Annotated in this window: 25 protein-coding genes and 2 pseudogenes; 17 read left to right on the forward strand and 10 right to left on the reverse strand. The window is 38.6% G+C overall.

All coding sequences use genetic code 11. The features are described from left to right. Positions 1-331 precede the first annotated feature (331 nt). On the reverse strand, positions 332-970 hold the full coding sequence (locus MKX41_RS32035) for a 3'-5' exonuclease (RefSeq protein ID WP_340974732.1): 639 nt from the start codon (positions 968-970) through the stop codon (positions 332-334). A 111-nt stretch (positions 971-1081) separates the two neighbouring features. On the opposite strand from MKX41_RS32035, the pseudogene MKX41_RS32040 reads away from it, so the two are divergent. The 4 genes and pseudogenes from MKX41_RS32040 to MKX41_RS32055 all read left to right on the forward strand — a co-directional run. Next, positions 1082-1600 (forward strand): annotated as a pseudogene (locus MKX41_RS32040) (TerD family protein); the annotation flags it as partial. Positions 1601-1678: 78 nt separating this feature from the next. Then, positions 1679-2383 (forward strand): vWA domain-containing protein, encoded by a 705-nt coding sequence (locus MKX41_RS32045; protein WP_340975143.1) that lies wholly within the window; start codon positions 1679-1681, stop codon positions 2381-2383. A gap of 179 nt (positions 2384-2562) precedes the next feature. Beyond that, the gene (locus MKX41_RS32050; RefSeq protein WP_340974733.1) at positions 2563-3180 is read left to right on the forward strand and encodes a DNA-3-methyladenine glycosylase family protein; all 618 of its coding nucleotides are present in this window, start codon (positions 2563-2565) and stop codon (positions 3178-3180) included. A gap of 22 nt (positions 3181-3202) precedes the next feature. Beyond that, positions 3203-3907 (forward strand): DNA alkylation repair protein, encoded by a 705-nt coding sequence (locus MKX41_RS32055; RefSeq protein ID WP_339801482.1) that lies wholly within the window; start codon positions 3203-3205, stop codon positions 3905-3907. Positions 3908-3943: 36 nt separating this feature from the next. On the opposite strand, the gene MKX41_RS32060 is transcribed toward MKX41_RS32055, so the two are convergent. Next, the gene (locus tag MKX41_RS32060) at positions 3944-4627 is read right to left on the reverse strand and encodes a PspA/IM30 family protein (RefSeq protein ID WP_339269525.1); all 684 of its coding nucleotides are present in this window, start codon (positions 4625-4627) and stop codon (positions 3944-3946) included. Positions 4628-4674: 47 nt separating this feature from the next. Continuing rightward, positions 4675-4893 carry a PspC domain-containing protein gene (locus MKX41_RS32065; protein ID WP_042185808.1) on the reverse strand — a complete coding sequence of 73 codons (219 nt, stop codon included), beginning with the start codon at positions 4891-4893 and terminating at the stop codon, positions 4675-4677. 287 nt (positions 4894-5180) lie between these two features. Between MKX41_RS32065 and MKX41_RS32070 the strand changes: the two genes are divergently transcribed. Next, positions 5181-5594, forward strand: coding sequence for a zinc ribbon domain-containing protein (locus tag MKX41_RS32070; protein ID WP_076286297.1), 414 nt, complete (start codon positions 5181-5183; stop codon positions 5592-5594). 79 nt (positions 5595-5673) lie between these two features. Here MKX41_RS32070 and MKX41_RS32075 read toward each other — a convergent pair whose 3' ends face one another. Then, the gene (locus MKX41_RS32075; RefSeq protein WP_340974736.1) at positions 5674-6777 is read right to left on the reverse strand and encodes a GerAB/ArcD/ProY family transporter; all 1104 of its coding nucleotides are present in this window, start codon (positions 6775-6777) and stop codon (positions 5674-5676) included. Positions 6778-6921: 144 nt separating this feature from the next. Here MKX41_RS32075 and MKX41_RS32080 point away from each other — a divergent pair, with 144 nt between their 5' ends. The 5 genes from MKX41_RS32080 to MKX41_RS32100 all read left to right on the forward strand — a co-directional run bounded on the left by MKX41_RS32080 (position 6922) and on the right by MKX41_RS32100 (position 11794). Continuing rightward, entirely contained in the window at positions 6922-8436 is a 1515-nt protein-coding gene (locus MKX41_RS32080; protein ID WP_042185813.1) for a spore germination protein, read from the forward strand. After that, the gene (locus tag MKX41_RS32085; RefSeq protein ID WP_340974738.1) at positions 8433-9656 is read left to right on the forward strand and encodes a Ger(x)C family spore germination protein; all 1224 of its coding nucleotides are present in this window, start codon (positions 8433-8435) and stop codon (positions 9654-9656) included. Before MKX41_RS32080 ends, MKX41_RS32085 begins: the two co-directional genes overlap by 4 nt. Before the next feature lie 5 nt (positions 9657-9661). Next, on the forward strand, positions 9662-9892 hold the full coding sequence (locus MKX41_RS32090) for a hypothetical protein (protein ID WP_340974740.1): 231 nt from the start codon (positions 9662-9664) through the stop codon (positions 9890-9892). A gap of 302 nt (positions 9893-10194) precedes the next feature. Next, a complete protein-coding gene (locus tag MKX41_RS32095; RefSeq protein ID WP_283910738.1) occupies positions 10195-10968 on the forward strand; it encodes an SDR family NAD(P)-dependent oxidoreductase in 774 nt (257 codons plus the stop codon). Positions 10969-11434: 466 nt separating this feature from the next. After that, positions 11435-11794: a hypothetical protein gene (locus MKX41_RS32100; protein WP_042185820.1), complete on the forward strand. Its 360-nt coding sequence runs from the start codon at positions 11435-11437 to the stop codon at positions 11792-11794. Between the two features lie 63 nt (positions 11795-11857). Here MKX41_RS32100 and nrdF read toward each other — a convergent pair whose 3' ends face one another. Genes nrdF through nrdI form a run of 3 tightly spaced genes read right to left on the reverse strand, consistent with a single transcriptional unit; the run spans position 11858 to position 15287 of the window. After that, positions 11858-12817 carry a class 1b ribonucleoside-diphosphate reductase subunit beta gene (gene nrdF, locus MKX41_RS32105; RefSeq protein WP_042185822.1) on the reverse strand — a complete coding sequence of 320 codons (960 nt, stop codon included), beginning with the start codon at positions 12815-12817 and terminating at the stop codon, positions 11858-11860. Positions 12818-12856: 39 nt separating this feature from the next. Next, entirely contained in the window at positions 12857-14941 is a 2085-nt protein-coding gene (nrdE, locus tag MKX41_RS32110) for a class 1b ribonucleoside-diphosphate reductase subunit alpha (protein WP_340974746.1), read from the reverse strand. Next, positions 14928-15287 carry a class Ib ribonucleoside-diphosphate reductase assembly flavoprotein NrdI gene (gene nrdI, locus MKX41_RS32115; protein WP_042185827.1) on the reverse strand — a complete coding sequence of 120 codons (360 nt, stop codon included), beginning with the start codon at positions 15285-15287 and terminating at the stop codon, positions 14928-14930. The genes nrdE and nrdI overlap by 14 nt, the downstream gene beginning before the upstream one ends. Before the next feature lie 481 nt (positions 15288-15768). Between nrdI and MKX41_RS32120 the strand changes: the two are divergent. Next, positions 15769-15972 (forward strand): annotated as a pseudogene (locus tag MKX41_RS32120) (RNA polymerase subunit sigma-70); the annotation flags it as partial. Positions 15973-16044: 72 nt separating this feature from the next. On the opposite strand, the gene MKX41_RS32125 reads toward MKX41_RS32120, so the two are convergent. After that, complete coding sequence (locus MKX41_RS32125) at positions 16045-17160, reverse strand: hypothetical protein (protein ID WP_340974747.1); 1116 nt, start codon at positions 17158-17160, stop codon at positions 16045-16047. Then, the gene (locus MKX41_RS32130) at positions 17142-18725 is read right to left on the reverse strand and encodes an ATP-dependent nuclease (RefSeq protein ID WP_340974748.1); all 1584 of its coding nucleotides are present in this window, start codon (positions 18723-18725) and stop codon (positions 17142-17144) included. The genes MKX41_RS32125 and MKX41_RS32130 overlap by 19 nt, the downstream gene beginning before the upstream one ends. A 297-nt stretch (positions 18726-19022) precedes the next feature. Here MKX41_RS32130 and MKX41_RS32135 point away from each other — a divergent pair, with 297 nt between their 5' ends. From MKX41_RS32135 to MKX41_RS32160, 6 genes are all read left to right on the forward strand, one after another. Next, entirely contained in the window at positions 19023-19478 is a 456-nt protein-coding gene (locus MKX41_RS32135; RefSeq protein ID WP_340974749.1) for a hypothetical protein, read from the forward strand. Next, positions 19475-20548: a toll/interleukin-1 receptor domain-containing protein gene (locus MKX41_RS32140; protein WP_340974750.1), complete on the forward strand. Its 1074-nt coding sequence runs from the start codon at positions 19475-19477 to the stop codon at positions 20546-20548. Before MKX41_RS32135 ends, MKX41_RS32140 begins: the two co-directional genes overlap by 4 nt. Before the next feature lie 175 nt (positions 20549-20723). Continuing rightward, positions 20724-22175, forward strand: a complete 1452-nt coding sequence (locus tag MKX41_RS32145) for a DNA integrity scanning protein DisA nucleotide-binding domain protein (protein WP_340974751.1) — start codon at positions 20724-20726, stop codon at positions 22173-22175. Positions 22176-22453: 278 nt separating this feature from the next. After that, the gene (locus tag MKX41_RS32150; protein ID WP_340974752.1) at positions 22454-23497 is read left to right on the forward strand and encodes a hypothetical protein; all 1044 of its coding nucleotides are present in this window, start codon (positions 22454-22456) and stop codon (positions 23495-23497) included. A gap of 67 nt (positions 23498-23564) precedes the next feature. Then, entirely contained in the window at positions 23565-24584 is a 1020-nt protein-coding gene (locus MKX41_RS32155; RefSeq protein WP_340974753.1) for a DUF4238 domain-containing protein, read from the forward strand. Next, entirely contained in the window at positions 24536-25270 is a 735-nt protein-coding gene (locus tag MKX41_RS32160; protein WP_340974754.1) for a ribonuclease H1 domain-containing protein, read from the forward strand. The genes MKX41_RS32155 and MKX41_RS32160 overlap by 49 nt, the downstream gene beginning before the upstream one ends. Positions 25271-25323: 53 nt before the next feature. On the opposite strand, the gene MKX41_RS32165 is transcribed toward MKX41_RS32160, so the two are convergent. Beyond that, positions 25324-26283, reverse strand: coding sequence for a tyrosine-type recombinase/integrase (locus MKX41_RS32165; protein WP_340974755.1), 960 nt, complete (start codon positions 26281-26283; stop codon positions 25324-25326).

Genomic DNA, 26283 nt, shown 5'->3' on the forward strand with positions numbered 1-26283 from the left:
GTTGTGTTGATCTTGGTTGGTGATCTGGATGAACCGATGGGATGTTCACTGATCGCTGATAAAATATACGGAATTCTTCCCTATAATTAGCACGATAAGGGTCTATTTGAAGTCATTATACGGAATTTCTCCTTATAATTTTTATGAAATGCTTCATTTACACCCGAACCTTATGAATTATAGGGATAAATTGCCTATAATGACCAGAAAGGTTAGATTTCTTCGTAGTGAATGAATCGACTTGTTTGCTATATTCCTCCATCTATGCAAAACACCCAACCAGCTGTAATGAGCCTGTTGGGTGTTTTTTGCTAAATAACTTAATAGTTTCTTACAAATAGAAGTTTTTCGTTCTTTGATTGTTCACAGGTTTCTTAGCAGGTTTACTCTTTCGAGCAGAAAAAGGAGTGTATCCACCAGCAAACATTGTTCCGCTAGTATATCCGTGGCTGCTGGAGAGCAAAAGCGGGTCAAGGTGTGATTCTCGCTCCATAAGCATTAATAGAACCATGGCAGCAGCGCGCGCGTCATCGAGAGCGTCATGGTGCTTCAGCTCAATGCCGAAATGCTCGGATACTACATTAAGTTTATGAGAGGGAAGCTCGGGCAGCATTTTTTTACCTAATAAATAAGTACATAAGTATTGAAAGCTCGGATAGCTTATGGACATCCCATCGAGGCAATACCGCAGTACACTCATATCAAAAGCGGCATTGTGCGCTACAACAATTCGTCCGTGCAGCAAAGGTTCAACGGTGGGCCATAATTCGTGGAAAGTAGGCTGACCGATTACCATGGAGGGGGTGATGCCATGTATCGAAATGTTCATGCCGTCAAACCGCTGTTGCGGATCGATCAACCAAGAATGTTCTGCTGTGATTACGCCATCTTTAACTTCCACAAGTCCCAAAGCACAGGCGCTGGATCGACTGGAATTCGCCGTTTCAAAGTCAATTGCTATAAAGTCCATCGTAAAGCTCCTCATCTATCATATATACATTCATATTAAAGTAGTAAAATGATAAATACAATCTAGTACAAGTTACAAATAGTAGTTGAGTAATAATAAGGAGATGAGAGATTGCGGCTTATAAAAGGACAAAAGGTGGATCTCACGAAAGGGCGAAGTGTAAATAAGCTGGAACTGAAGTTTGGTTGGATGACCGCTGATGCTAGGATTGGCATAGATGCGGCTGCCTTTTTGTTGTCTGATCGGAATCGCTGCGAACGCGATGAGAACTTTATCTTTTACGGAAATCCGGTGTCTATAGGCGAAGCGGTAAGTCACTCAGTCTTACAACAAGGAGTTGATAAAGAAGCTATCGTCATAACGCTCTCCGGGCTTCCTGTGGACATTACTAGAATAGCTTTAACATTAACGATTTATGAAGGAGAACAATCAGGGCACTCTATGAAGCAAGTCTCTGCTCCTTATCTACGTTTAGTAGATGGTGACAGTGATGAGGAATTGTTCATTTTCGATTACGGTTCTGATCTTTCCAAGGAGACAGCGATTGTAGTAGGAGAACTTTATCGGTATGGATCAGGGTGGAAATTTAGTGCTATTGGTAGTGGATTTGATGGGGGATTGGCTGCATTATGCACCAACTATGGACTAGATATTGAAGAAGCCGAGGGAAGTAATGAGGTAGCTGCTACCCCTGAGTTAACAATTCCTTTGGTACCGATTCTTTCGGAAGAGAAGAACGTGCTATCCAACATTGACTTACGAAAAAAAATTGTCCAGATCACCTTAGAAAAAAAGAAATTGACTGGTGTAACAGCGAGAGTAGGAATCGTACTGGACATTACAGGCTCGATGAGAAACCTTTATGCGAATGGGACAGTGCAAGAAGTGGTAGAGCGTATTTTAGCTGTTGCCTGTAAATTCGATGATAACCAGTCACTGGATGTATGGGTCTACGATACCGAGTTCAGTCGCTTACCACCTGTGACAGAGCAGGAATTAGGAAGTTATGTGTTTACACATATTATGAATAATAATACAATCCATAAATTTGGCCGCAATAATGAACCACCAGTAATGGAGGATATCATTAAAAAATACACAGAAGAAGAGCCTGATTCTACACCGGTATTTATTATTTTCATCAACGATGGTGGTGTCGTGAAGCCTACTAAGAAGGTGATTATGGCGGCTTCTGTTCAACCGATTTTCTGGCAGTTTGTAGGGATTGGAAATTCCGATTTTGAAGTCTTAATGCAACTTGATACCATGAAGGGGCGATTGGTGGATAACGCTAATTTTATTCATCTGGACCGGATTGAACAGGTGACGGATGAAGAGCTTTACGATCAGCTACTAAATGAATTCCCCATATGGCTAAAAGCAGCAAAGGAAAAGCGAATTATTCGAGCATAAATAATGAAAAAATCTAAACAGAATAATCGAATCCTATACATGGAGCCATAACCATCTACCCGAGTAGAAATGTTGTGGCTTTTTCAAGTTTGGTTATCTTGCTATCCTATTCAAGAATCCGTACACTGCAAAATAGATGTTGTATATTATTGTTAAGCTCAGATACGGGAGGAAATACTTTGGGAGCTGTAATCACTAAATTTTTTGAATATGGGCAAGCAGAAGTCGATTACCTCGGAAGTGTGGACCCAGTGCTAGGTGCGGCGATGGCGCGAATGGGGAAAGTGGAACGTGTGATTATTCCGGATCTTTTCACTGCACTTATCTATGCCATAGTAGGTCAGCTAATATCAGTCAAAGCGGTTCGAACTATCTGGACAAGAATGCAGGTTCAATTCAGAGAAATAACTCCGCAGCAGCTAGCTATACACACAGCAGATGAGATTCAGGGTTGCGGTATGACGATGAAAAAGGCGGTTTGTATTCATGACATTTCCAAGCTGATTGCTGATGGAGAGTTTAAGCTGGAGGAATTATATGGATTGTCCGATCAAGAGGTTATTCAAAGACTCATGAAGTTAAAAGGTATTGGTAAGTGGACAGCAGAGATGATGTTAATTAATTGTATGGAGCGCCCAGATGTAGTCAGTTGGGGAGATATCGCCATTCGTCGCGGCATGATGAAGCTGTATGGGCTTGATACGCTTACCAAAAAGCAATTCGAACAATACCGTCTCAGGTACTCACCACACGGTTCGGTAGCATCCATATATTTATGGGAGATTTCATTTCAATAATTAATACGTAAGGAGCACTATAGTGGACAAAACAATAAAGGAACAGCTAGTGGAGTTGGCAGATGCGGATTACCAGAAGTTTTCTGCGGCTTTACTTCCGACGATCGATAATGTGATAGGAGTCAGGCTACCGGAGCTACGTAAACTCGCCAAAACCATTGCAAAGGGTGACTGGAGAGCCTATTTGGAGCACGCCGACTCTGATTTTTTTGAAGAGGTAATGCTGCAAGGTATGGTACTTGGTTATGTGAAGACAGATCCTGAAGAAATTCTGCATTATATTGCGGACTTTATTCCTAAAATCGATAACTGGTCGGTATGTGATAGCTTTTGCACGGGGCTGAAGTTTACCTTGAAGAATAAAGAGCAGATGTGGGACTTTATAGTGCCGTATCTGTTATCTGACAAAGAATATGAGATTCGATTTGCGGTAGTAATGATGCTTAATTTCTTTATTGAAGAAGCGTACATCAGTCGGATTCTACAACTACTCGATAAGGTCAGACATGAGGGGTATTATGTGAAAATGGCGGTTTCTTGGGCGCTTTCGATGTGTTATGTGAAGATGCCTGCGGCTACGATAGATTATTTGAGAACTAACGCTTTAGATGATTTCACCTATAACAAGGCTTTGCAGAAAATCACAGAGTCTTACCGAGTAGATCCGGAATCGAAAAAAATGATTCGCGGGATGAAGAGGAATAGAAAAAACAAGCCCCTTATATAGCTCAGTAGCTGAGAAATAAGGGACCTGTTATTATATTTATTTTTTGTCGGTATTGATTTTCCGGTTGCGGATACGTTCAATTTCATCATCCACGGCGCTACGAAGGTTGGGATCAATAGACGAAGCTACGCCTGCGCCTGAGTTGGATTTATACTTGGAGTTTTCCGCCAATGCTTCCCACTCGAAAATTTTCTCTTCCATTCGTTCGAAGCCACGTGAAGCGTTACCCACATTCGGTCCTTTTACACTGTTGCTATGAGGAGCGGAGCTTAGTGTTTCTGTAGCTTGCTGAGCACGAGCGATAAGTTCAGTTCTTTTCGCTTTAAGATGTTCGCGCTCTTCTTTAGCTCTAGCGATGTTGATCTCCAGCTCTGCCAGGGATTGCTGAGTTTGTGCCTGACTATTGATACTCTCATCCAGCTGTTCTGTATACCGCAGCTTGGCCATGAGTGCAAGGCGTGCTCTTTCTTCATTTCCTTGCTCAACCGCCTGAACGGCTTCAGCTTCGCTTTGCTCTATCAGCTGAGTATATTCTTGCTTACGGCGTTCCAATACACTCGCTGTAACTTTTAAATCACGTTCATTGCGTTCTGCCGTAGCTATTTCGTTCTCAAGATCGCGTAGATACTGACCCGTCAGTAGCACTGGGTTTTCTAATTTGTTCAGACCTTCGTGTAGGGCAGCTTTAGTAAGGGTGGAAATTCTTTTAAATAAACTCATATTATATCTCTCCTTAGTATGTTTGATTGGTATGAAAGGACGATCTGTTAATAGAAATCATGTCCATCCGAAAAGCTGCCAAAAGGTTCTTTAGGGACGATGATGCTGGCGATAAAGTAAAAGATAAGTACGGTACCGAAGCTGAAAAGTGCTGCAGCAACCGTTACGAGACGGAGAATTGTGGCATCGATGCCTGACCAACTGGCAAGACCTCCGCATACACCACTAATCTTTTGGTCACTTCTGGAACGATATAATTTTTTCATTTATTATTGTCATCCTCTCTTATGGGGGTAATTGTGTTTAAATCTTGCAACCCGCTTGCTTATGTACTCATTGTATAGCCTTTCTGAATGCGGCAAAACGGCCTGAAGGCGGTTTTATATACCAGACCTGAGTCGAGGTTCGTTCCCGCAGGAAGGCGGGGGAAATAAGTTCATGATTGTGGATGAACTACAAATCCCGGTTGAAGTTAGGTACAATAAAGAGAGGAATACTTGTGGTGGTGTCGAAATATGCTTATATATGACTACTACGGAATAGGGGGCTGAATATGAGCTTTTTTAACAAGGTAAAGGCAGGCGTGAGCGAGGCTGGCAATAAAGCAAAGACAGTGGTGGAGATCAATCGTTTGAAATTACAGAACAACAGCAAGCAGAATGACATTGACCAGCAGTATCAGGTAATGGGTAAACTGTTGTTTGAAGCTGTAACACAAGGAGCAGGACCATTGCCGAGTGAGCAGATCGAGAAGAATATTTCCCGTATTCTTGAACTGAAATCGGAGATTGAGGTCAATCTGCAGCAAATTGCGGGGTTGTCCGATGTGAAGCAGTGTAAAGCATGCGGTGGCAATGTGGCAATCGAGGCTCGCTTTTGTCCGAGTTGCGGATCAACTTTTGAAGTGGCTCAAGAGCCAATTCGTGATGTAACACCATCGTCGATTACTTTGGATAAGAAGGAATAAAGCTACTGCATGTAAGAAATTCATGAACAAAAGGACAGCTTAATAGCTGTCCTTTTTTTATTTTTAGGAGAGAAGTCGTTTAAACCTTGGCAGCAAAACGTTTTTTTAAATAATACACAATTAGCAACATAAGCGGCAGAACAAATGCACAGGTGAAATCCCAATCTACCCAGTAGGTGGGGATTTCCTTTACATAAAAAATGATGTCTTTGGCAATCAGTTGTGACATACCAAATAACAAAAATCCAGTGGGTAGGATCAGAGGACGGTGGCTTTTGAGTTTAAATAATTGGGCTGTACCTAATGTTAAAGCATAGTAATAAATGGCTGTTTTAAAGTACGTGCTGATAATCCATGCTGTAGCCATAAGCGCTTCGATACGTTGTAGAGAATTAGCAATATTAATTTTTTGAGCAAGAATATATGCGGCATAAAATTGATGTTCAGAAGCGTAAACACCAAGAACGGTAAGGGAAAAAAATAAGATGAGGTTAAGTCCCAGAGCTCCGATGATCAGGGCTATGAAAATGTCCCGGCTTGTTTTGCTATTCTTCTGAGCATAAGGATATACCATAAGAAACACGCATAATTCACCAAAAGGATAAAAAACACCATACATCAAAGTATGGAGCATGTCCGGTACTGGTGTGTTCATAATGGGGTATAAACGTTCCATTTTGACATCGGGAGTCAGCAGAAGCAGCAGACCGATCAAAAAAATTGCAAACAAAGGGAAAAAAAGCTGAGCTGCCCGTCCCAATGTTTCCAGACCCAGTCGTACACCATATACCAGCAGGAAAATAGCCATAAAACGGATAACCCCACCGGGTGTCTTCTCGTAAATCTGTGTACACATGAAATCTTCAATTTCTCTTATGTAAGTGGAAGCGGCAATCAGGAAGAACACTAAATAGAACAAGGCTACAGCAGTTCCGGCCCATTTTCCTAGAATTTGTAGGCTAAGCTCGATAATATTCTTGTTTGGTTCAATGTCTGCTAAGCAGAGCAACAGTTTTATGGTCGCTAGGCCCAAGGGAATACTAATCAAAGCAGCAATCCATGCATCTTGTTTCGCTCCTGATATCATTAACGCTGGATACACAAGCGCCATATCCCCAATAAATGTGAATAGCCCGAGTATAATCATTTGATTGGTACTAATTCGATCTTTCTCCAAACTCATATACCCCCTCAAATTTATTGGACTAGTTTTAGTATGGTTGTAGTTACCAGAATTATGCCATTCCGAATTTTAATCAGAAAGGAATAATTATCAAAATTAACATCAAACTATACTCATTAATCTAAGTGAAGTGGAGGCTACATCGTGAAAAGTTCGGAGACGGGTACACTATCAAACCGATTGAAAACCAATATTGATCAGTTGAACGGATTGCTGGGCGGAAGTTCTGATGTAGTGATAAAAGAGTTGCAGATAGAAGAAAATACTAATATTTCTTTGATTTACATAGATGGTCTTGTGGATACTCAGGTACTGCATAATTCAATTTTGTATTCTTTGCAGGAACATATTCCTTATGAACAGCTGGGAAAGCTTGAGCCCGAGCAGAAGATTGAGATTATTAAGAAACAGATATTAATAGCCGGTGATCTAACCGTTATCGTTGATTACAGCCAATTCGTACACGAATTGCTGTCCGGTAGTGTAATGCTGCTGCTCGATGGGACATCCACCGCTCTCCGAATCGGCTTACCAGGCTGGGAAGATCGCAATGTAGGGGAGCCCAGTTCCCAATCGGTTGTTCGAGGTCCAATGGAAGGATTCACTGAGAATTTACGGACGAATACGGCACTGGTTCGGCGGAAAATAAAAGATAGCCATTTATGGCTGGAAACCGTTCAGATCGGAAGGGTAACTCAAACCAGCGTATCCATTATGTATCTAAGCAACATCGCGAATAAGGAGTTGGTGCAAGAAGTAAAACGCCGTCTGAATAAAATTGATACGGACAGTATTCTCGAGAGTGGATATATTGAAGAATTTATTCAAGAGACGGTATTTACACCATTTCCTACCGTATACAACAGTGATCGTCCAGATACGATTGCAGCAGGTATTTTGGAAGGGAAAGTGGCCATTATTGTTGATGGAACTCCTTTTGTACTTTTGGTACCCACATTTTTTGTAGCATTTTTTCAGTCTGCTGAGGATTATTACCAAAGGGCCGATATTGGAACATTGCTGAGATTAGTTCGTTTTATTTCGTTTTTTATCACTTTGCTTGCACCTTCATTGTATGTTGCGATTACTACGTATCATCAGGAGATGATACCGACCAATCTTGTAATTAGTTTAGCTGCCCAGCGGGAAAGTGTCCCTTTTCCTGCTTTTGTCGAGGCGCTGATCATGGAAATGACTTATGAGATTTTGCGGGAGGCCGGGGTGCGGATACCCAAAAATATTGGACAGGCGATTTCCATTGTCGGAACGTTGGTGATAGGGCAAGCAGCAGTTGCAGCGGGTTTTATTTCATCTGCAATGGTCATTATTGTATCGCTTACAGCCATTTCTAGCTTTGTTATTCCGGAGACAGGAATGTCTATAGCTGCGCGGATGATCCGTTTTGTGCTTATAGCTTTGGCCGGATTTATCGGATTATATGGAATTCTATTCGGTATTTTTATCATCGTACTGCATTTGTCGAGTTTGCGTTCTTTCGGAATGCCTTATATGAGTCCGCTCGGACCTTATAATTCAAAAGACTTAAAAGACTCTATCTTTCGCTTTCCGTGGCCTTTTTTAAAGACAAGGCCTGCTGAGAACAAGACGCAGAACCTATTTCGTCAAAGTACTTCTAGTGATGAGGAATCAACGCAATGAATAAAAAATTAGTTAGAGGCGTTCTCCAATTGATGATAGCTCTCCAATTTACTTTAGTGCTAAGTGGCTGTTGGGAGAGAAAGGAGCTGAATGAGGTAGCCTTTGTCCTGGGGTTAGGGATCGACAAGGCTGAAACGGGTTATACAGTTTCGATGCAGGTCGTTATTCCATCTGCGATTTCCTCACAATCGTCTGGAGGAGGGGGAGGCACTGGAGTCCCAGTGGTTGTTTATAAATTTACGGTACCTACGTTTTATGATGCACAACGTATGTTGAATTTGGATAGTTCCAGGACGAGTTATCTTGGTCATATCCGGGTGTTAGTGATTGGAGAGGAACTTGCACGCTCCGGAGTGGGCGAGATACTCGACGTATTTAAAAGAAGTCGGGAAGCTCGAATGGATTTCTACGTCATGGTTGCCAGAGATACAACCGCCAGCGATGTCTTGAATGTCCTTACACCTATGGATAAATTACCAGCGAACAAATTATTTAGTTCCCTAGATAATTCTTATAAAGATTCAGCAAAAACAGTCGCTGTCACGCTGGATGATTTTATTGAAAATTTATTGGCTGAAGGTGAACATCCTGTACTGACCGGAGTGGAAGTTATGGGAGATCCCAAAGAGGGGGGAGATAAAAGCAATGTAGAGCGAACAATGCCTAAGGCGAGATTGGAATACCATACTGTAGCTGTGTTCAGAAAAGACAAACTGATCGGTTGGCTAAACGAGGGTGAAACGATTGGTTACAATTATATCAATGATAAGGTAACCTCACATTCTGGCGCGATAGCAGGGGAAGACGGAAAGCCTATTGTTATCGAAGCGATCCAGGCTTCAACCAAACGCAAAGTGAAAATTATTGATGGGGAGCCGCATATTTACCTTGACGTTAAGACGCTTTGCAACATTGAAGAAGTGCAAAGTACAGAAAATTTGGAATCGGAAAGCACCATAAAACGTTTGGAAAAGGAAACAGAGGAACGGATTATAGAGCGGATGCAAAACACTGTGGAGCAAGTAACTAATCGCTTCAATGTTGATATTATGGGATTTGGACAATCGATCTACCATGCCAGTCCTAAAGCCTGGACAAAGCTACAGCAAAAAAAAGGCGACAATTACCTCAAATCATTGCCCATCCATTATAGTGCCTCAGTAGTTATTAACCGCGTAGGTCTCACAGATAATTCTTTTCTTGAAAAAATCAAGGAGTGAGTCGAATGGTGTTATTGTTTTTTTTGGTGCTTGCTGTAGGTTGTATGGCACTTGATTTGCCTAAATTAGTGCGAAAGCGCCGAGTACGTGATCTTAGCGTATATTTTATATTTTGGATTTTGGGACTTGGCACGACCGTATGTGCGTTGTTAAAATTGAACATCCCGAGTCCTCTGTTTCTGATTATTCTTATCTATAAGCCAATAAATAATTTATTTGGAGTATGGTTTCATTAACAACGACGGATTTACAAATTATCAAACCCCTTAGAATAAGCATCGGATAAAACTTCTGGTTTATCTGATGAAATTCTAAGGGGTGTTTTTTTATGACGATCAAAACCAAATTCTCAATTGTTGTAAAAACAGATTAAAATATTCATTGCTATATACAATTAAATACAATAAAGTTGTCATATAGAGGATAATTTTGTCGATTTTTCTGCAAAAATGTTCCAATCCATATTGCATCAGGCGATATTAGGGTCTATGAGGTTCGAATCCTCCTCCTGAAAAAGACATAAGAAAGTGGTGCGCATATGAGTAGCAACAGATTTGAGAACAAAGTAGTTATTATTACAGGTGCAGGTACCGGAATCGGAAAAGCTACAGCCTTAAGAGTAGCGAGAGAGGGCGGTACTGTAGTAGTTGCCAATCGATCAGATGCTGGCGCTAACACAGTTGAGGAAATTAAGGCTCTAGGTGGGGAAGCGATGTTTGTTCGGTCAGATGTTTCTCTCGAAGCAGACTGCAAAAATATCGTAGATCAAACATTAGCGGCTTATGGAAAAATTGATTGCCTATATAATAACTCAGCAATTACAGGAGACAATACGGATGTTATAGACTATGATCCGTTGTTGTTTCAAAAAGTGATTCAGACAAATCTCACTAGCCAATTCTACATGTTGCATTATACATTACCTCATATGAAATCTGGAGCTTCCGTTCTAAACTGCTCCTCTTTGCATGGTATTTTTATCGGGATGGCCAATGATGCAGCTTATTCAGCAAGTAAACATGCTATTGTGGGGATGACTAAATCGGTTGCCAAAGAAGTGGGTCACCGTAACATTAGAGTAAATGCCCTTTGCCCAGGACCTATCCCTACACCAACCATGAACAGATATGAAAAGCTGTTGTCTGATGATGTAGAGATGCTTCAATCTCTTATCGCTTCTGGAACGGCTCTGGGTAGATACGGTACGCCTGAGGAAGTAGCTGCGTTTGCATGCTTCCTACTAAGTGATGAGGCTTCGTTTATTACAGGTACAGCACATGTGATTGACGGGGGCTATTCCGCAACAAAGTAATCACGGATTGATTTACTTATATAACAACTAATATATAGTATTAAAGGCTTTGCGGCGTATTCTGATTCCAAAAACCTGAAGGATGACTGGATTGGAATCGGAAGTCGCACGCAGAGCCTTTTTTAGTTGTCTAAAAAACAGATTCTTCGTATGTTGGCAAAATGAATGGCTGCAAGAGACAGTAGATACACAAAAATGAATGAATTAAGGAAAATATGACCATGGATATGTTGGAATTTGTAGAAATTTGTATTTTAATATAAATAAAAAAAGAAATTTGTCGATAATAATATAGGTAATATGTATTAGTTAAGATTCTAGAAAGGGTGTTGTTATAAAAACGATACAGGAAGTAGATGTCGTCGCCCTGAAAAAGCATGGGGCGGGTATTTTTTGTCTGTGAAGTTACATACATTTCATCTCTATTATTAAAAAAATAACGTTAAAACTTGGAGGAAAAATAATTATGTCATACACAATTAAGTACAACCAAAATGAGAACCATATCGATGTAGTATCTATTGATTTTTCAGCTGAAGATGTTCCAGGATACCTGAAAGATTTTGAAAATATCATGAAGCTTGTTAAACCTAAATTTACAGGAACAACTGATGTAACTGATTCTAAAAGTGTACTTACTCCTGAGGTTGCAGCTATGCTAGCCCCTACAGGTGCTATGGCGAGTGAAGCTGGTCAAGCAGGATGGGCTTATGTAACTAAAAACCCAATTTGGAAGATGCAATTGAAACGTATTTTTGGTAGAGATTTTGCAGATGCTTACGATACCTACGAAGAAGCTAGAACATACCTGAAAAGCTTGCAATAATCTAATCCTACAGTTAGCAAAAAGTGCGGAGAATTTTCTCCGCACTTTTTGCTTTATCTATATTTAAAATTGAAAATCTTCATCTTTCAGCGGTTCCACGTTAAGCGCCCGGACGTATCCGTTACCTTTTTTCGAGAAGAAATCATGCTGCTTGGTGTGGGTACTGATGCCATTCTGAACAATCGGGTTGATCTCTTCCTCGTCGAATAGCGGATCATGCCCCAGATTCATCATGGCTTTGTTAGCATTGTATCTAAGGAAGGTCTTGACCTCGTCCACCAGTCCGATGGGAGCGTAGATCTGCTCGGTATAACGTTCTTCATTCTCATGTAGCAGTCTAAGGAGGTCTACCAGCTTCTGGTGTAGCTCACGCTGCTCGTCATCTGGTAGCCCGTCAAAGATCTCCTGCGCCAGCACACCGACATATACGCCATGGATGCTCTCATCCCGCAGAATAAGGTCGATGATCTCACCGCTGCATGTCATTTTGCCTTGGCCAGCTAGATAAAGCGGGTAGAAGAAGCCACTGTAGAACAAGTAGCTCTCGAGCAGCACTGAGGCTGCCATGGCAAGGTACAGATCTTTGGGTGAATCTATTTTTTTGTAATATTGTGATATGGTCTCTGCCTTGAACTGCAGATAAGGGTTCTCTTCAACCCAGCGGAACACACTGTCAATCTCCTCTGTGGAGGACAAAGTGGTGAAAATGCTACTGTACGATTTGGCGTGAATCTGTTCCATCATGCCCATAAAGCCAAGCACAGCCTTGCGCTGAAGACCTTCGACATGCTCCATAATCTGCGGCATACCTACTCCGCCTTGAATCGTATCCAGCAGTGTGAGTCCGCCGAGTACCTTCATATAGGAGTCCTTTTCTTGCTCACTGAGCGTGAGCCAGGACATTTTATCATCGGATAATGGGATTTCATCGTCCGTCCAGAATTGCATAATGTTCTGATTCCAGAACATCAATGAGAAATCGTCGTCGGGACGGTTCCAGTTAACGGCTTGGATAGCGGTCATAATATGGCAATCTCCTTTTCTGCGGCTATAGCCTTCCAGTTAGATCGAGCAGGTGAGGCATTCCTCGACGGACAGCTTTTTGGTCCGGGTGTAATACAGCGACTTCAAGCCTTTATGCGCCGCATACAGGTAGGAGCGGGCCAGTTCTCTGGTGGAAACATCACTGTTAACATGCAGAACGGTCGAGATGCCCTGGTCGATGTGGGGCTGAATTTCCGCGATCAAATCGATCACCTTGAACTGATCCATTTGGTAAGCCGATTTATAGAAAAATACATTGTCTGGACGCAGGTACGGCATCGGATAGTAAGTCGTTGAATTAGCATAAGTCCGTGTCTCAATCTGCTCTACAATAGGCATAACGCTTGAAGTAGCATTTTGAATATAGGAAATGCTGGCTGTCGGCGCAATTGCCAAACGGTAAGCATGGTACAGGCCATTTACTTTTACTGCATCCTGCAGTTGTTCCCAATCCGTAGGGGATGGGATGAAAATATCTCCGAACAACTCTTGTACCCTTGGCGTTACAGGGCGGTAATCCGTAGTCAGGTAACGCTCAAAATAAGCTCCTGTAGCATAATCAGAAGCCTCAAATCCATGGAAAGACCGGCCGGTTGCAGCAGCGATCTCCATGCTTTTCTCCAGTGAATGGTAGTTCATGGTCATGAAGAAGGTCCGGGCAAAATCGCGAGCCTGTTCGCTCTCATAAGCGATCTTGTTCTTGGCCAGATAGCCGTGCAGATTCATGACGCCGAGACCGACGGAGTGCATCTCTTTGTTAGCTTTGGCTACGCCTGGGGCATTAGAGATGCTGGTCATATCGCTGACTGCAGTCAAGGCGATCATACCTTCATGTACTGATTCACGGATTTTGCCATGCTCCATCACGTTGACAATGTTCAAGGAAGCCAGATTGCAGCTTACATCACGGCGGATGGTATCTTCCTGTCCGTAATCAGCAATTTCTGAGGTCTCCTGCAGCTGGAAGATTTCCGTGCAGAGGTTGGACATTTTGATCTGTCCAACGTTTTTCAGGGCATGGGCCTCATTGGCGTTGCTCTTGTTCATGATATATGGATAGCCAGATTCCAGCTGGATCATGGCGATTTTGGTCAGCATATCCCGTGCGCTCATGGCCTTTCTCTTTTTGACACGTGGATCGGCTAGCAGCTTATCGTACATTTCATCCAAATCCATGTCATCAAGATGCGTGCCATAAGCCTTGTACACACTGTAAGGGGCAAATACATGGAGCGGTTCATTGTCCTTCGCCAGCTTATAGAAGCGATTCGGAATGATCAGGCCGATGGACAGGGTTTTGAGTCTTGTTTTTTCGTCGGCGTTGATCTTCTTACTGTCGAGAAATTCAAGAACATCCCATCCAAAAATGTTGTAGTAGGCGGCTCCAGAACCTTTACGTTGACCCATCTGGTCAGCATAGGAGAAGCCGTCTTCCATCAGCTTGAGCACAGGTATAATGCCCTTAGCCGCATCCTCGACACCCTTGATTGTCTCTCCGCGTGAACGAAGCTTGGACAGGTTGACAGCCACGCCACCGCCGATCTTCGACAGCTGCATGCAGGTGTTGAGCACATAGTTGATCGAATTAAGCGAGTCGTCCATTTCGATAAGGAAGCAGGAGACAAGCTCACCGCGACGGCTCTTGCCGGCGTTTAAGAAGGTTGGGGTCGCTGGCTGCAGACGCTGCTCCATCATCGAACGGGCAAGCATGCCAGCAGTAGCGGCGTTCCCGCGCCCTAGGTGAAGGGCAACTGCCGCCACACGGTCCGGATAATGCTCCAGATATTGCTTGCGGTCATTGCTTTTTACAGCGTAATCCGTATAGAACTTCGAAGCAGCCATATAGGATGGAAAGCTGAAGTTGTAAGAATGGGTAATTTGGTAGACATCTTCAATCTCAGCCAAGCTGTACTGTTCGTAAAAATTTTCGTAGAAATCCTGTTCAATCATATAATCAACCTTGGCTTTTGTATTCTCAAAAACCAAGCTCCGCCGTTCTACATCCCGCATAAATTCGGCTACTGCCTCAAGGTCTTTATCCAATTGAAAGAAACCACTTTCGTCTCTCTTCATCAACATGTTGTTTAGTTCAATATGCCGCAACTCGGCTCACCTCCTGTTTAATTCGTTCCACATCACCAAATGTGCCCGACAGCTCAAATTTACCGATAACTGGTACATTGTACCGATCTGCAATCAAGTCTGCGCTATGCGCGAACAGCTCGCCCCAGTTCTTGTTGCCGCTGGCGGCGATGCCTTTCAAATTGGAATAATTGTTCTTCAAGAAAGTAGACACCTTCTCTGGAATCTGTCCAAAGCCGGTGGTATATGTAATAAGCACATAGGGCTCGTCAATGGTCATATGCTCTTCAATCTGCACAGCTGGCAGCTTAAGCTTACCAATGAAGCGTTTGACGTTTCCGGTTTTTGAATCGTATGCGACTAGCATGGAGTCTCTCCCCCTGTATATATTACTGTAAAGATTGAATAGATAAGCTATAAATACTGGAAAATCATATGCATACTATATTTAGTGTGCGTTGTTTATTTTAATCACTATATGTTGAAAAGTCAACATGAAAAGTGCTTCCTAACTAGTTGGAAACTGGTCTAGTAAACGCTCTATTAAAGTGTTGATATCCCGAAAATACGCAGGCTGGAGCGGTTTGCTAAGGCAGCTGTACTGTTTTTCGTTCTGGATCTTGCTGCATCATTTTTATCATGACTAATTAGCGTCGCTCCGTTGAGCAGAACTGGGAGCAGATGGATGAGATCATTAATGAAGCTAAAGCGGTGAGACTAATAAAGGGTTTGTACAATTTCCCCCGTACATGCACTTCTAGGCATCTACCCACATACAATAAGATGACCATGAACCCGTAAGGCAAACAGATCGGTTTCATTGTACAAGTGCGGGAGGTGTCGCCAAGTTGCCTGGATTCTTAAGTACGATCGCGTTGCTAATCAAAGAACTGACGTTGCTGGTATCCTACGTAAGGAACAACGCATTTCCACAGCCGCTCTCGGAGCAGGAGGAAAGCAAATACTTAGGCATGATGGCTGAAGGGGATGCTAAAGCCCGAAATTTGCTTATCGAGCACAATTTGAGACTTGTCGCCCATATAGTAAAGAGGTTATGGACACGATATAATGTCACTTATGATCTTTAATCAATTTATTGAAAAGCTTCAGTAAGTACATTGGTTTCAACAACCAGTGTACTTACTTTTTATTTTTTTGAAATCCTTCTCTTTAATGAAAAACAGTTCATGTGTAGCTCTAGTCATAGCTACATATAGAGTATTTATTTGAGATGGTGATAAGTGAGTACATGAGAAATTTTCATCAAATAAGGAGTCAAAGGTCCTTGTAAGAATAATGCAGCTTTTTTTGTATGTATCACCTTTGGAATACCCCCAATTTATTGTTGGTGAACAAGTGTACATGGCACTGCTGTTATAAAATAACTTTACAGTATCAGAATCCTCTAATGTATGAATTATTTTTTGTTCATCCTCTAATAACTCGTAATGTCCTTGAACTGGACTAGCTGATTCAATGTATATACCAAGTTTACCACTGATAAATGTGCATATTTTTGCTGGTACACGTCTGCTTTTAAGCAGTGTTATCTCATCGATCGTTGCCGTTCCTTTAAACAAGAGTTTGTATTCATCTTTAGACAAATATGTCTTACCTTTTTTTAAATATGGTTTACTTGCTGTAAAATCTGACTTGCTAACCGAATGCTGATGAAAATCACCAACAGCGAAAACGTCTAAATCAGGTTCACTAATAAAGTGCTTTAAAAGTTCAAAATCTTTACCCATGAAATCTTGAAGTTCATCAAAATAAAGATGGTCACAAAAATACTTTAAACGCTCAAACATCTTTTTTAATACTTCTTTTGATTGCGCTAAAATCAACTCAGACATTCTTGAAACATAATATTTTTGGGAATGAAGGTAATGTCTATAATCATCTTTTTTAAAGTATCTTGGATTTGGCTTACCTGAAATACTTAGTGGTTCCGGAGATTTAATAATTTCAACTCCTGAGGTAATAAAGGCCGTTTTGTTTCCAATCGTTAAAACCGGCTCAAATGGTTTAAGGAGCCATCTATATAAGAAACTTGAAAATGTTAATACATGAGTGTTTTTTGGCAGCCCACCGTTAACTTTTTTAAGTTCTTTCTTTAGATTATCTACATTTTGTCTTGTATAAGTAATGACCAGATTGTTGGCAGCTGGATTCAAATGATTTGCAATATAATGAGTTTTTCCTGAGCCTGCCACGGCAAGCATTATTTTTGAATGAGCCATTCAATTCCCTCCTGAATATACTGAGGTAGAATAACATGAGTTTTATAATTATCTTCTTCAGATATTCTTAGGGCTGCTTCGGTTTTATTTTTAAGCAGGTATGCTAAATTTTGGTTGACAGCTTTCTTGCGGTATTCGGCAGTAGTTCCGGGTTTCTTTTCCGAAATAGTTTGAAGCTTTGATCGGTTTGCATTAAAAAGGCATACTTCGAAAGTGAATTCGTTTATATCTGATGAACATTTTATAAGGATATTAGAATTTTCTTTATTAGTTTCAAAGATAGAATCAATAGTTTCTTGATCACCATCGTTATCTGTGATTACCAAAAGTCGATTCATAACTATTTTTGATAATTCCATGTAATGTTTATATGTAATGCCTCCTCCTGACAAAAGTTCAACACCATGGTTTTCTAAGGTGTAATTGAAAGTATTTAAAGTCAACTGAGGTAATAAAATATACTCACTATTTCCTTCTACTAAAATAACTCTTTGAGCTAATATATAATTTAAAAGCTGCATATTATCTGTTTTCATGAAATAATCTGCTGTTTCTGACGGGATATTTTCTAAAGAGTAGTACCTTCCATTACAAATCCAGATGGTATTTCTTAAATCCAACCTACTTACAATCAATGGGTCATGAGTAGTAATGATAATTTGAGCACTATCACATTTATTTTGAATATCTTTAATAAGCTTTCGTGTATTTAAATAGCTTAAATGATTTTCAGGTTCTTCCAGCAAAATCAAATCGCTTCTAACTTCTAATGCAATTTCAGTTTTGATTAAGTTCTCCTTACCCTTTCCTTTGTTTTGAATCGAAACACCTTCGCTTTTCAAATCTAGTAAATTTTCTAATACAGTTTTTCCTTCATCAATGCCGAAACTATAGTCTTGTAGATTTAATTTTTCCGTATTGCTGTTTACAAAATGTTGAACGTTTTTTCTAAATTGGTGTGATAGATTTTGTCTATCTGGTGGAGCTAACTTATTAATATAGATTCGTCTGGAGTAAGAATCAAAGAGGTTGTTTTTTCTAGTTGAATTATCGATTAAAACATTCTTGAGAGGCGAATTCTTGTTTATGTATTTCCGTCCAGCAAAAGTATTCCATTCAGCTATGTAATAGTCTAGAGGAATAAAAGTTTCGTCATAATTGCCTTCGTATAGAATATCTAATAGTTCATGATGATTCTCATCAAATTTATATGTGAATTTTATGCCGGTTTTCATAGTAGGAGAAAACGACGAATGGAGTCCATTAAAATACTCAGAGCGTATATCCTTTTCATCATTGAAAAATAATTCGATTTCGATCTTGGGGAGATTCTTAATAGACGGTTGAATTTTATATTCCTGTACAATTTCTTGATTAAAGTATTGTTCAAAACTAGCGTTAGGAGAGATAAATGTCTTTTGATTAAGCACAATATCTATTGCTTCTAATATCGTACTTTTTCCTGCTTCATTTTCGCCAATTAAAACATTAATGTGAGGACCAAAATCAATGGTGAAATTCTTAAATTTTTTATAACCTTTAATTTTTAGACTTTGTATGTACATAACCGTTCCTCCTAATACGACAACATAATCAATAATTATATCAAAAAAATGGAGACTATATGATTTAAATGGGCGTGTTAGCTCCCATGATTATAAGCAGTCGAGGCGAGCTGAGTAGAGTAGTGTGAATATAAGAATCATCTGGAAAGCAAATGGAAAATAGGATATCATTTATCTATGGATTAAATTGGGGTTAATGGAGATTAGTTCATTTACTCTTGGATTCGAATTTATGGGAATTGATTATGGCAACTTAATTAATTAGAAACAGACCAGAAAATTAATGGTGGTGGAGCTATGAGTGTTGTGAATTTTGATATCTTAATACCTTTAGACTCTCAAGGCTTTATGGAATTAGAATGTGATTACTGTAAAAATCGTTTTATGGTTCTCGGAGATGAATTCAAAAATGGGGATTTTCTACACATGTTTTGTCCTGTTTGTGGTATTCCTAATCATTTGAATACATTTTATACTACAGAAGTTATTGAGAAGAGCCATGAAATAATATCACAATGGGCTATTGATCAAATACAAAAAACATTAGGTGCTTCGATTAAGTCATTAAATAAAAATAAGTTTATAAAAGTGGATATGAAAATTCCAAAAGTTAATTCTAATCTCGAGTTATATGAGGCTTCAAATTGTTATCTTAAAGTTAATTTAGAATGTTGTAATATCGATTTAAAAATTAGAGAGATTGATCATTTAGTTGGAGCTTACTGTCCTAAATGTGGAGGTTGTCATATATGAATAAGAAAAATTTAAGGAAAACATCAGCGCAATTTAGAAGAATAGCGGCTCAGTTTCTGTCAATGGATAGCGAAGAAGAATTTAACTTTCTTGAGGATATGCTGAATTTCATTGAGAAAGATGCAGTTTTATCTGAGTATATAGAAAAGTGCAATGTACATCAGTTTGATATTCCGACTGCAATAAGTGAAAAAAATGCATGGGGGCCACTTTCGCTGCCTAGCGGGGATGAAATGGTAGTGGCTTTCGTTTATCAATTGCTCAGCTTCTTCAGACTTAATCCGAACAAGTTGAGAGGTTTGGTTATGTTTTATACAAGTGAAAAATCGTATAAGGATAAATACCAAGCTTTTACTAGAAAAACAGTTGCTCCTTTCATTAATTACATTCTAAGTTATCTTGAGGTTTGTTTAATTGATGCTGAAGATGAAGATTCTATTACTCATAATATAAAAAATAAAAGGGTGTTTCTTTCCTATTGCAGCAAAGACGGAGTGATAGCTGATATAGTTGATAAAAAGCTACAAGAGGTATTAACACCACATGGTGTACATGTTTCAAGAGATGAACGTGACGTTATGTATAAGGAAAGTTTTAGAGATTTCATGAACAGCATAGATGAACATGATTTTGTTGTAATGATTATTAGTGATTCCTATTTAAAATCAAGGGCATGTATGTATGAAGTTTTAGAGACAATGAAAAACAGAAATTACGAAAATAAAATGCTGTTTATGATTCTTTCTGAGAATGAAAGAATTCGGTATAGTGGCATAAATGATGATTTTTTAGTAGGTGCTAATGTCTATGATATATCTGGTAGAGTAAGTTATGCTAAATATTGGGCACAAGAGGAGAAGAAGCTTCAAGAATTAATTGAAAGTATTGAAAGCCCTCTAAACCAAATTGAGCCTATTAAAGAATTAAAGAGTGTTAAAAAGATCTTATTTGATATAGACGAATTTACTTCAATGCTTGCAGATAGGAAAGGCATTCCATTTAAGAAGATGGAGGAGAGCAAATTTTCTCCATTAACTGAATTAGTGGTTCCTAAAGTAGAGAGTAATTAAGCTTAGGGTTATATAATTTAATTTTTATGTAATTAGAACGAAGCATAAGGCTGAAAACCATTATAAAATATATTTAATTTCCAATGACAGATAGTACTTCTTTCTAGAAATAGTATCTATTAAAATCAGAAATAGAGGATTAATTGAAGAGGAAGACATTAGGAAGAGGTGTAGTTTGGATTTGGAAAAAAGAATACTAGACAAAAGAAAACTACATGATAGAATTTTTGACTATAAAGAAGAACTTGATAAAATAAATGAACAAAAATATCAAAGAAATAAACAAAAAATACTTGATGAATTTTCTAAAATATTACCAAGAAAAATCTTGGAATGTTGCGTTAAGGAAGTATACAAAGTTGATATATATTTCAAAAAAAATGTATCCCATCATGTTTGTGTATTGCCGGAAGACTCAGAAAAAACAGAAATAATAGATGCGGTAGAAATTTTTATAAATAATGAATTTCAAAGGATTGAGTCTCTAGAAAGTAAAACAATGCATTTTTCTTTTACAATAGAGAAAAATTTACATAGAAAAAATGACGAGTTTGTATATTGGTGCTCTGATGCTACTGAATATGGTAGATATATGTTTGATCCGCGTAGTGATTATTCATTTGAATTAGTATTAATAAAGTTCGATAGAATAATGTTTCTAAAATACTTAAACTGGACAAGGGATGTACATCCATTTATTAAGCATCTAAAGATTGGTTGGGAGTTGGGTTACAATAATCATAATTATGACGAAATATTTAAACGTGCTGTAGTTAATTCAGAGAAATTTTTAATGGATAATTATACTCATTTTGATATATTATCTGCTCTTAAATACGAAAACCAAATAAATAATGGAAGTATTATTTATATTAATTCAAAGCAAAATAAAGTTAGTGACGATGAGCATAAAGTTAGAATTTTGGTAGAACTTGAACATAATATTGAAATTAAAGAGCACAAGCATATTAGAAAATTATTGCAGATGACTAATGATTCTATATCTTTATTAATTAATGATAATTATGAAGCGTATGCTATCGGTTCTGTTAATAAAGAAAGTAATTATTTCAAGGTGAGGTTTAAAGAATACTTACATTGGCAACTGGATAAAAATGGACAGAGGTTTTTAGGTTTTTTAAATCTTAGGCCGTATTTACCAACAGAAATTAGTTATAGAGATGAGTTATACTCAAAGTTAGATATCATGTTTGGAAATGATATATCTGATGTGGATAAAGCAAGACTAGATGATTTAGTAGGGCGAGCAGCAGCTCAAAGACATGGAACGATGATAGTAATTTCCGAAAAGGCAATCGAGGAAACAGAAAGATTAAGTTATTCTGGTACTTTAGTAAAGGCTGCATTTTTAGAAAATGAAGTCATTGAATTAGTTTCTAATATTGATGGTGCAATAATGGTCGATCAATACGGTCAATGCTTTGGTCTTGGTATAATACTTGATGGAGCTGCTCGTTCAATAGGAGAACCATCTAGAGGGGCAAGATTCAATTCTGCATTAAGGTATATTAGTAAGCAAAAAGAAGAAGGCATTAAGTGTTTAATTGTTGTTATTTCTGAAGATCAGTATATAGATATACTATCAACAAGTGATAAAGTAGTATAGTATTTTAGTTATTCATGATTTAAATAAAGGTGCTCAATCTTCCCTTGAGCACCTTTATTTTATTTATCAAGACTACAGTAACGGTTCTCGAACACAGCATACCGGTAGATGGTATGGTTCACAGTACTCTACATCTGCTTATACAGCAAGAAGATATCAAACTATTAGCCTTCTCACTCCATAACCTTAGTTTGTCGTATTGCGTAATATTACAAGGGGGGGCTAACACCACACCTATGAATGTAGAATGTAATAAATAAAAGTGAGGTGGAACTTAGATGATATTTAATATAGTGTCAGAGTATCATAAGCAGTCTCTTATGGATAAACATCATAGATTCTTATCTTGGCAACATTGCTATCGATTTTTTAAAGGGAATCATGAGATGTTCAACGAAGCAAGAGTATTCGATCACGCTTGTTTACATTTGGCTTTTTATCTGGCTAGTTGGGGGATGCTTAGAGGAGGGACATTTTTACTTCAAAAGGATTACAAAGTTCATGAATATCTTTTAAGAAAAGTTTTTATAGAAAAGAAGTATAAACAGTTCTACTCTCCTGAGCATGGCAATACTCCTTCACATCAATATTATGATGAAATTGAGATGCTCATAAAAGATGTGAAAGAATCCTATTCGAGTAATGTTACACCCGTTAATGGTAAAAATGAGATCATCTCAGTTAGTGACACACTTGCTTCAAAAATACTGTTAGGGCTATTTGGAATTGTTCCCGCTTACGATCGTTTTTTTGTGAGTGCAATGAAGATGCATGGATTAAGCAAAACATCCTTTACCCAAGAGTCACTTGTTACTATAGTAGATTTTTATCTGGATAATGAAGTCGAATTTAATAAGTGTAGAGAGTTACTAACAAGTGAAGGTAATGAATATATCCCTATGAAACTAGTTGATATGTATTTTTGGCAAGTCGGATACATGATGAGTGAACCAAACAGATTCCCTCAACATGAGCTTGAGATGATCAGTAAGTTTGCGGAGAATCAAACAGCTATTAACAACAGTCGCAAAAAACCTTCAACTGTAAATAATAAAGCTTCAGCTATAAATAGCAGAGGTCTGACTGATGAAATAAGGCTATACATATTTGAGACTATTGTAAATGCAACGGAACAAGGTTTGCCTTATATCGATTTTATCTCAGGCGAAATACATAAAGAAATGAATTTGTCGAATAGGATGCCTTCAGTATGTAGTGCTATGCTCAGTATTGAAGATGTAGAGATCGAAATTTTATCAGATACTCCTAGTGGTATGAGTTCAACAAAAAAGGTCCGTTATTGGTTGGAAGGACGTGAGTAGTGCGGAAAGGCTGTAATAGCGAGGTAATTAATAGTATGAAAATAGTGGTTATATGGGGGTTCGTCCATTGAAGAATCTTAGAAAGAATCATCACTATGTATCACAATCCTATTTAAAGACCTGGGCGAATAATCATAATAGAGTATGGACTTATCGGACCCTAGTTTCGCATAGTTCAGTCCCGGAGTGGTTTCAATCTTCCATTAAGATTATAGCTAATCACCATCATCTATTTACACGAAGTATTTTAGGGGCTGATTCAGATGAAATTGAAGTATGGATGGATCAGGAAATAGAGACACCCGCGCAAATTGCTTTGACTAAAGCTCGTTCTGATGAGCCTTTGAGTAAACAAGAATGGGAGCATCTGCTCAGATTTGTTGCACTTCAAGATATTCGTAATCCTGAAAGGTATATACAACAATTGGAGCGATGGAAGTTAGAGATGCCAACTATAATTGAAGAAGCGATGCAGACAACTCTCAGTAAAATGAAAGCTGACCCTAATGAGGGGCTTATTCCCGCAAATAAGGAATATATTGATAGCAAATTAATTCCAATACGAGTAACTAAGGAAAATGGCACTGCATCTGAGCTGGGACAGTTGAAAACAGAAGTATTGTTGGGGCGTGGAGTTTGGTTATTTTCTATCCGTCACTTACTTACTACTACTTATAAGGTTCTGAATGAGCATACATGGAGTATACTTCGTTCTCCTGGAGAATTGCTTTGGGTTACAAGTGACAATCCATTAGTGAGGTTGAATTATTATGAAGATGGATCTTATGATTTTAAAGGGGGATGGGGAAATAAGGGTGCAGAAATCATCTTTCCGTTATCACCTAGATTATTGCTATATACTCAGGTCGGAAATAAGGTAAGAATGAATAATGTTACCAGAGAGTTAGCTGAGACCCTTAATCGATTTATTGCTGAGAACGCGCACCGTCATATATTTGGATTAAATCCTGTAGATGAAATAAGTGAGATTTATCCCAGAATTGTTAATCAAGTGGCCTACGATCATGAGAAAAAAGAGTGGGAGACTTGGCATGTACGTCAAAAGAAGTTAGAACAGGAGTACTAACAAATTGGGGGATTATGCTTATAAAAATTATATTTCAGAAAGTACAAGTCAAAAAAACATTAAGGTTTTTGAGAGAGGTTCTTATGAGAAGTAAATTTTATGTTGTTATTAAAGGGAAGAAAATAGGAATTTTTGATATTTGGGAAGAAGGAGCCAAACAATACGTAGAAGGATATAAAGGGGCTGTATACAAGTCATTTTCTAAGATTGAATTGGCTGAAATGTGGTGGGGGCAAATGTTACCAGAATCAAAAAGTCCGATCTTTCATTTTGATACTGCAAAATATACTGTTCAAAATTACTCTTCTCCCATGGAAGATGAGGAGCCAGGGCCATATTTTACTTATCTTATTATTGATCCACGGACTAATATACCTTTTTATGTAGGACAAACTCGTAATATAGAATACAGGAAAATTAATCACTTAAAAGACTCGCATAAATATAGGGCATATAAAAAGATGATTTCCAACATTCAGATGGACAATCTAGAACCAGAATTTCAGATCGTTGATATTCAGCATACCAAAACAGATTCACTTCGTTCAGAAACAGAGTGGGTGAAAAAACTTGCGTACCAAGGAATTCGTGTCTTAAACGGCTGGAGGGAGCACAAGGAATGGATAGACTTGATTATGAGCAATAGTACACATGAATCTATTACGCAGCAAGCTACTGAATATTAGTCATTTCAATAGATTTTAGATTAAATTAAGTATTACAGCAGCTAAAGAGCACTTTATTTTCGAGATCGAAACTTTCGATAAAATTCTTCATGCTCTTTTATTCGTATATGTGCATTCCTCGTGTAATACGACTGCGTATAATTTAGAGTGGTTTGAAGTTTCTGATGACCTAGAAGTTCCATTAAGGTTAATAAATCCATACCTTCGTCTCGCATGTGAGTAGCGAAGGAGTGCCGAAGACTATGAATTCTCAAATCAGGTAAATTGGCCAAAATGAGATATTTTTTAAAGAGATTACTTGCGAACTGTCTAGTAATAGGGATATTTTTGGTCTTTCCGGGGAAAAGACATTCGTTGTCTTTTAATTCGTTTATAGACTGGTACTTACGTAGCAGGGCTCCAAACCCCTTGCGAAGGACAATAACCCGTTGAATTTTATTTTTTGTTTTGAGAAGTGTGATCATCTCATCCTCAAAGTTTAGATCAGAAAACTTCAATTCTGTTATTTCTGATATCCGACAACCTGTAGATAAAAGCAATGAAAACAATAGAGTATCACGGATTAAGTTGTCACTATGGGATATTAAACTGTGTAAAAATCTTAGCAATTCATGTCTGCTGAGTATTCGTATTGACTTAGCAGCTGGAATATAATCGTTGAGTTTGAATCTCATATGAGGCACTATATTAGGGAAATTACGGTTGTTTGCTAAAAACCTAAAAAAACTTTTCATTGCAAGGGTGGACGACTCTAAATTTGAATATCCATTCTTCACTTGGTTCATAAGATAGTGGTCAATGATCCCCGCATCTATTGGTTTGTAAGCGATGATGTTGCTTCCATTTTTCAGTTGATAAATCTTATCAAGGTTCACTTCATCTGGATTGCAGTGAAGTTGATCTGCAAGGAAATCGCAAAAATGATAAAGACAGTTTAGATACCTATTGAATCTATCTTTCGATAATTTACTTATCTTTTTATAGTTATTAATTTCCTGAATGAAATTGATCAT

The sequence above is a fragment of the Paenibacillus sp. FSL R5-0475 genome (assembly GCF_038004585.1).
Taxonomy (GTDB): Bacteria; Bacillota; Bacilli; order Paenibacillales; family Paenibacillaceae; genus Paenibacillus_AQ.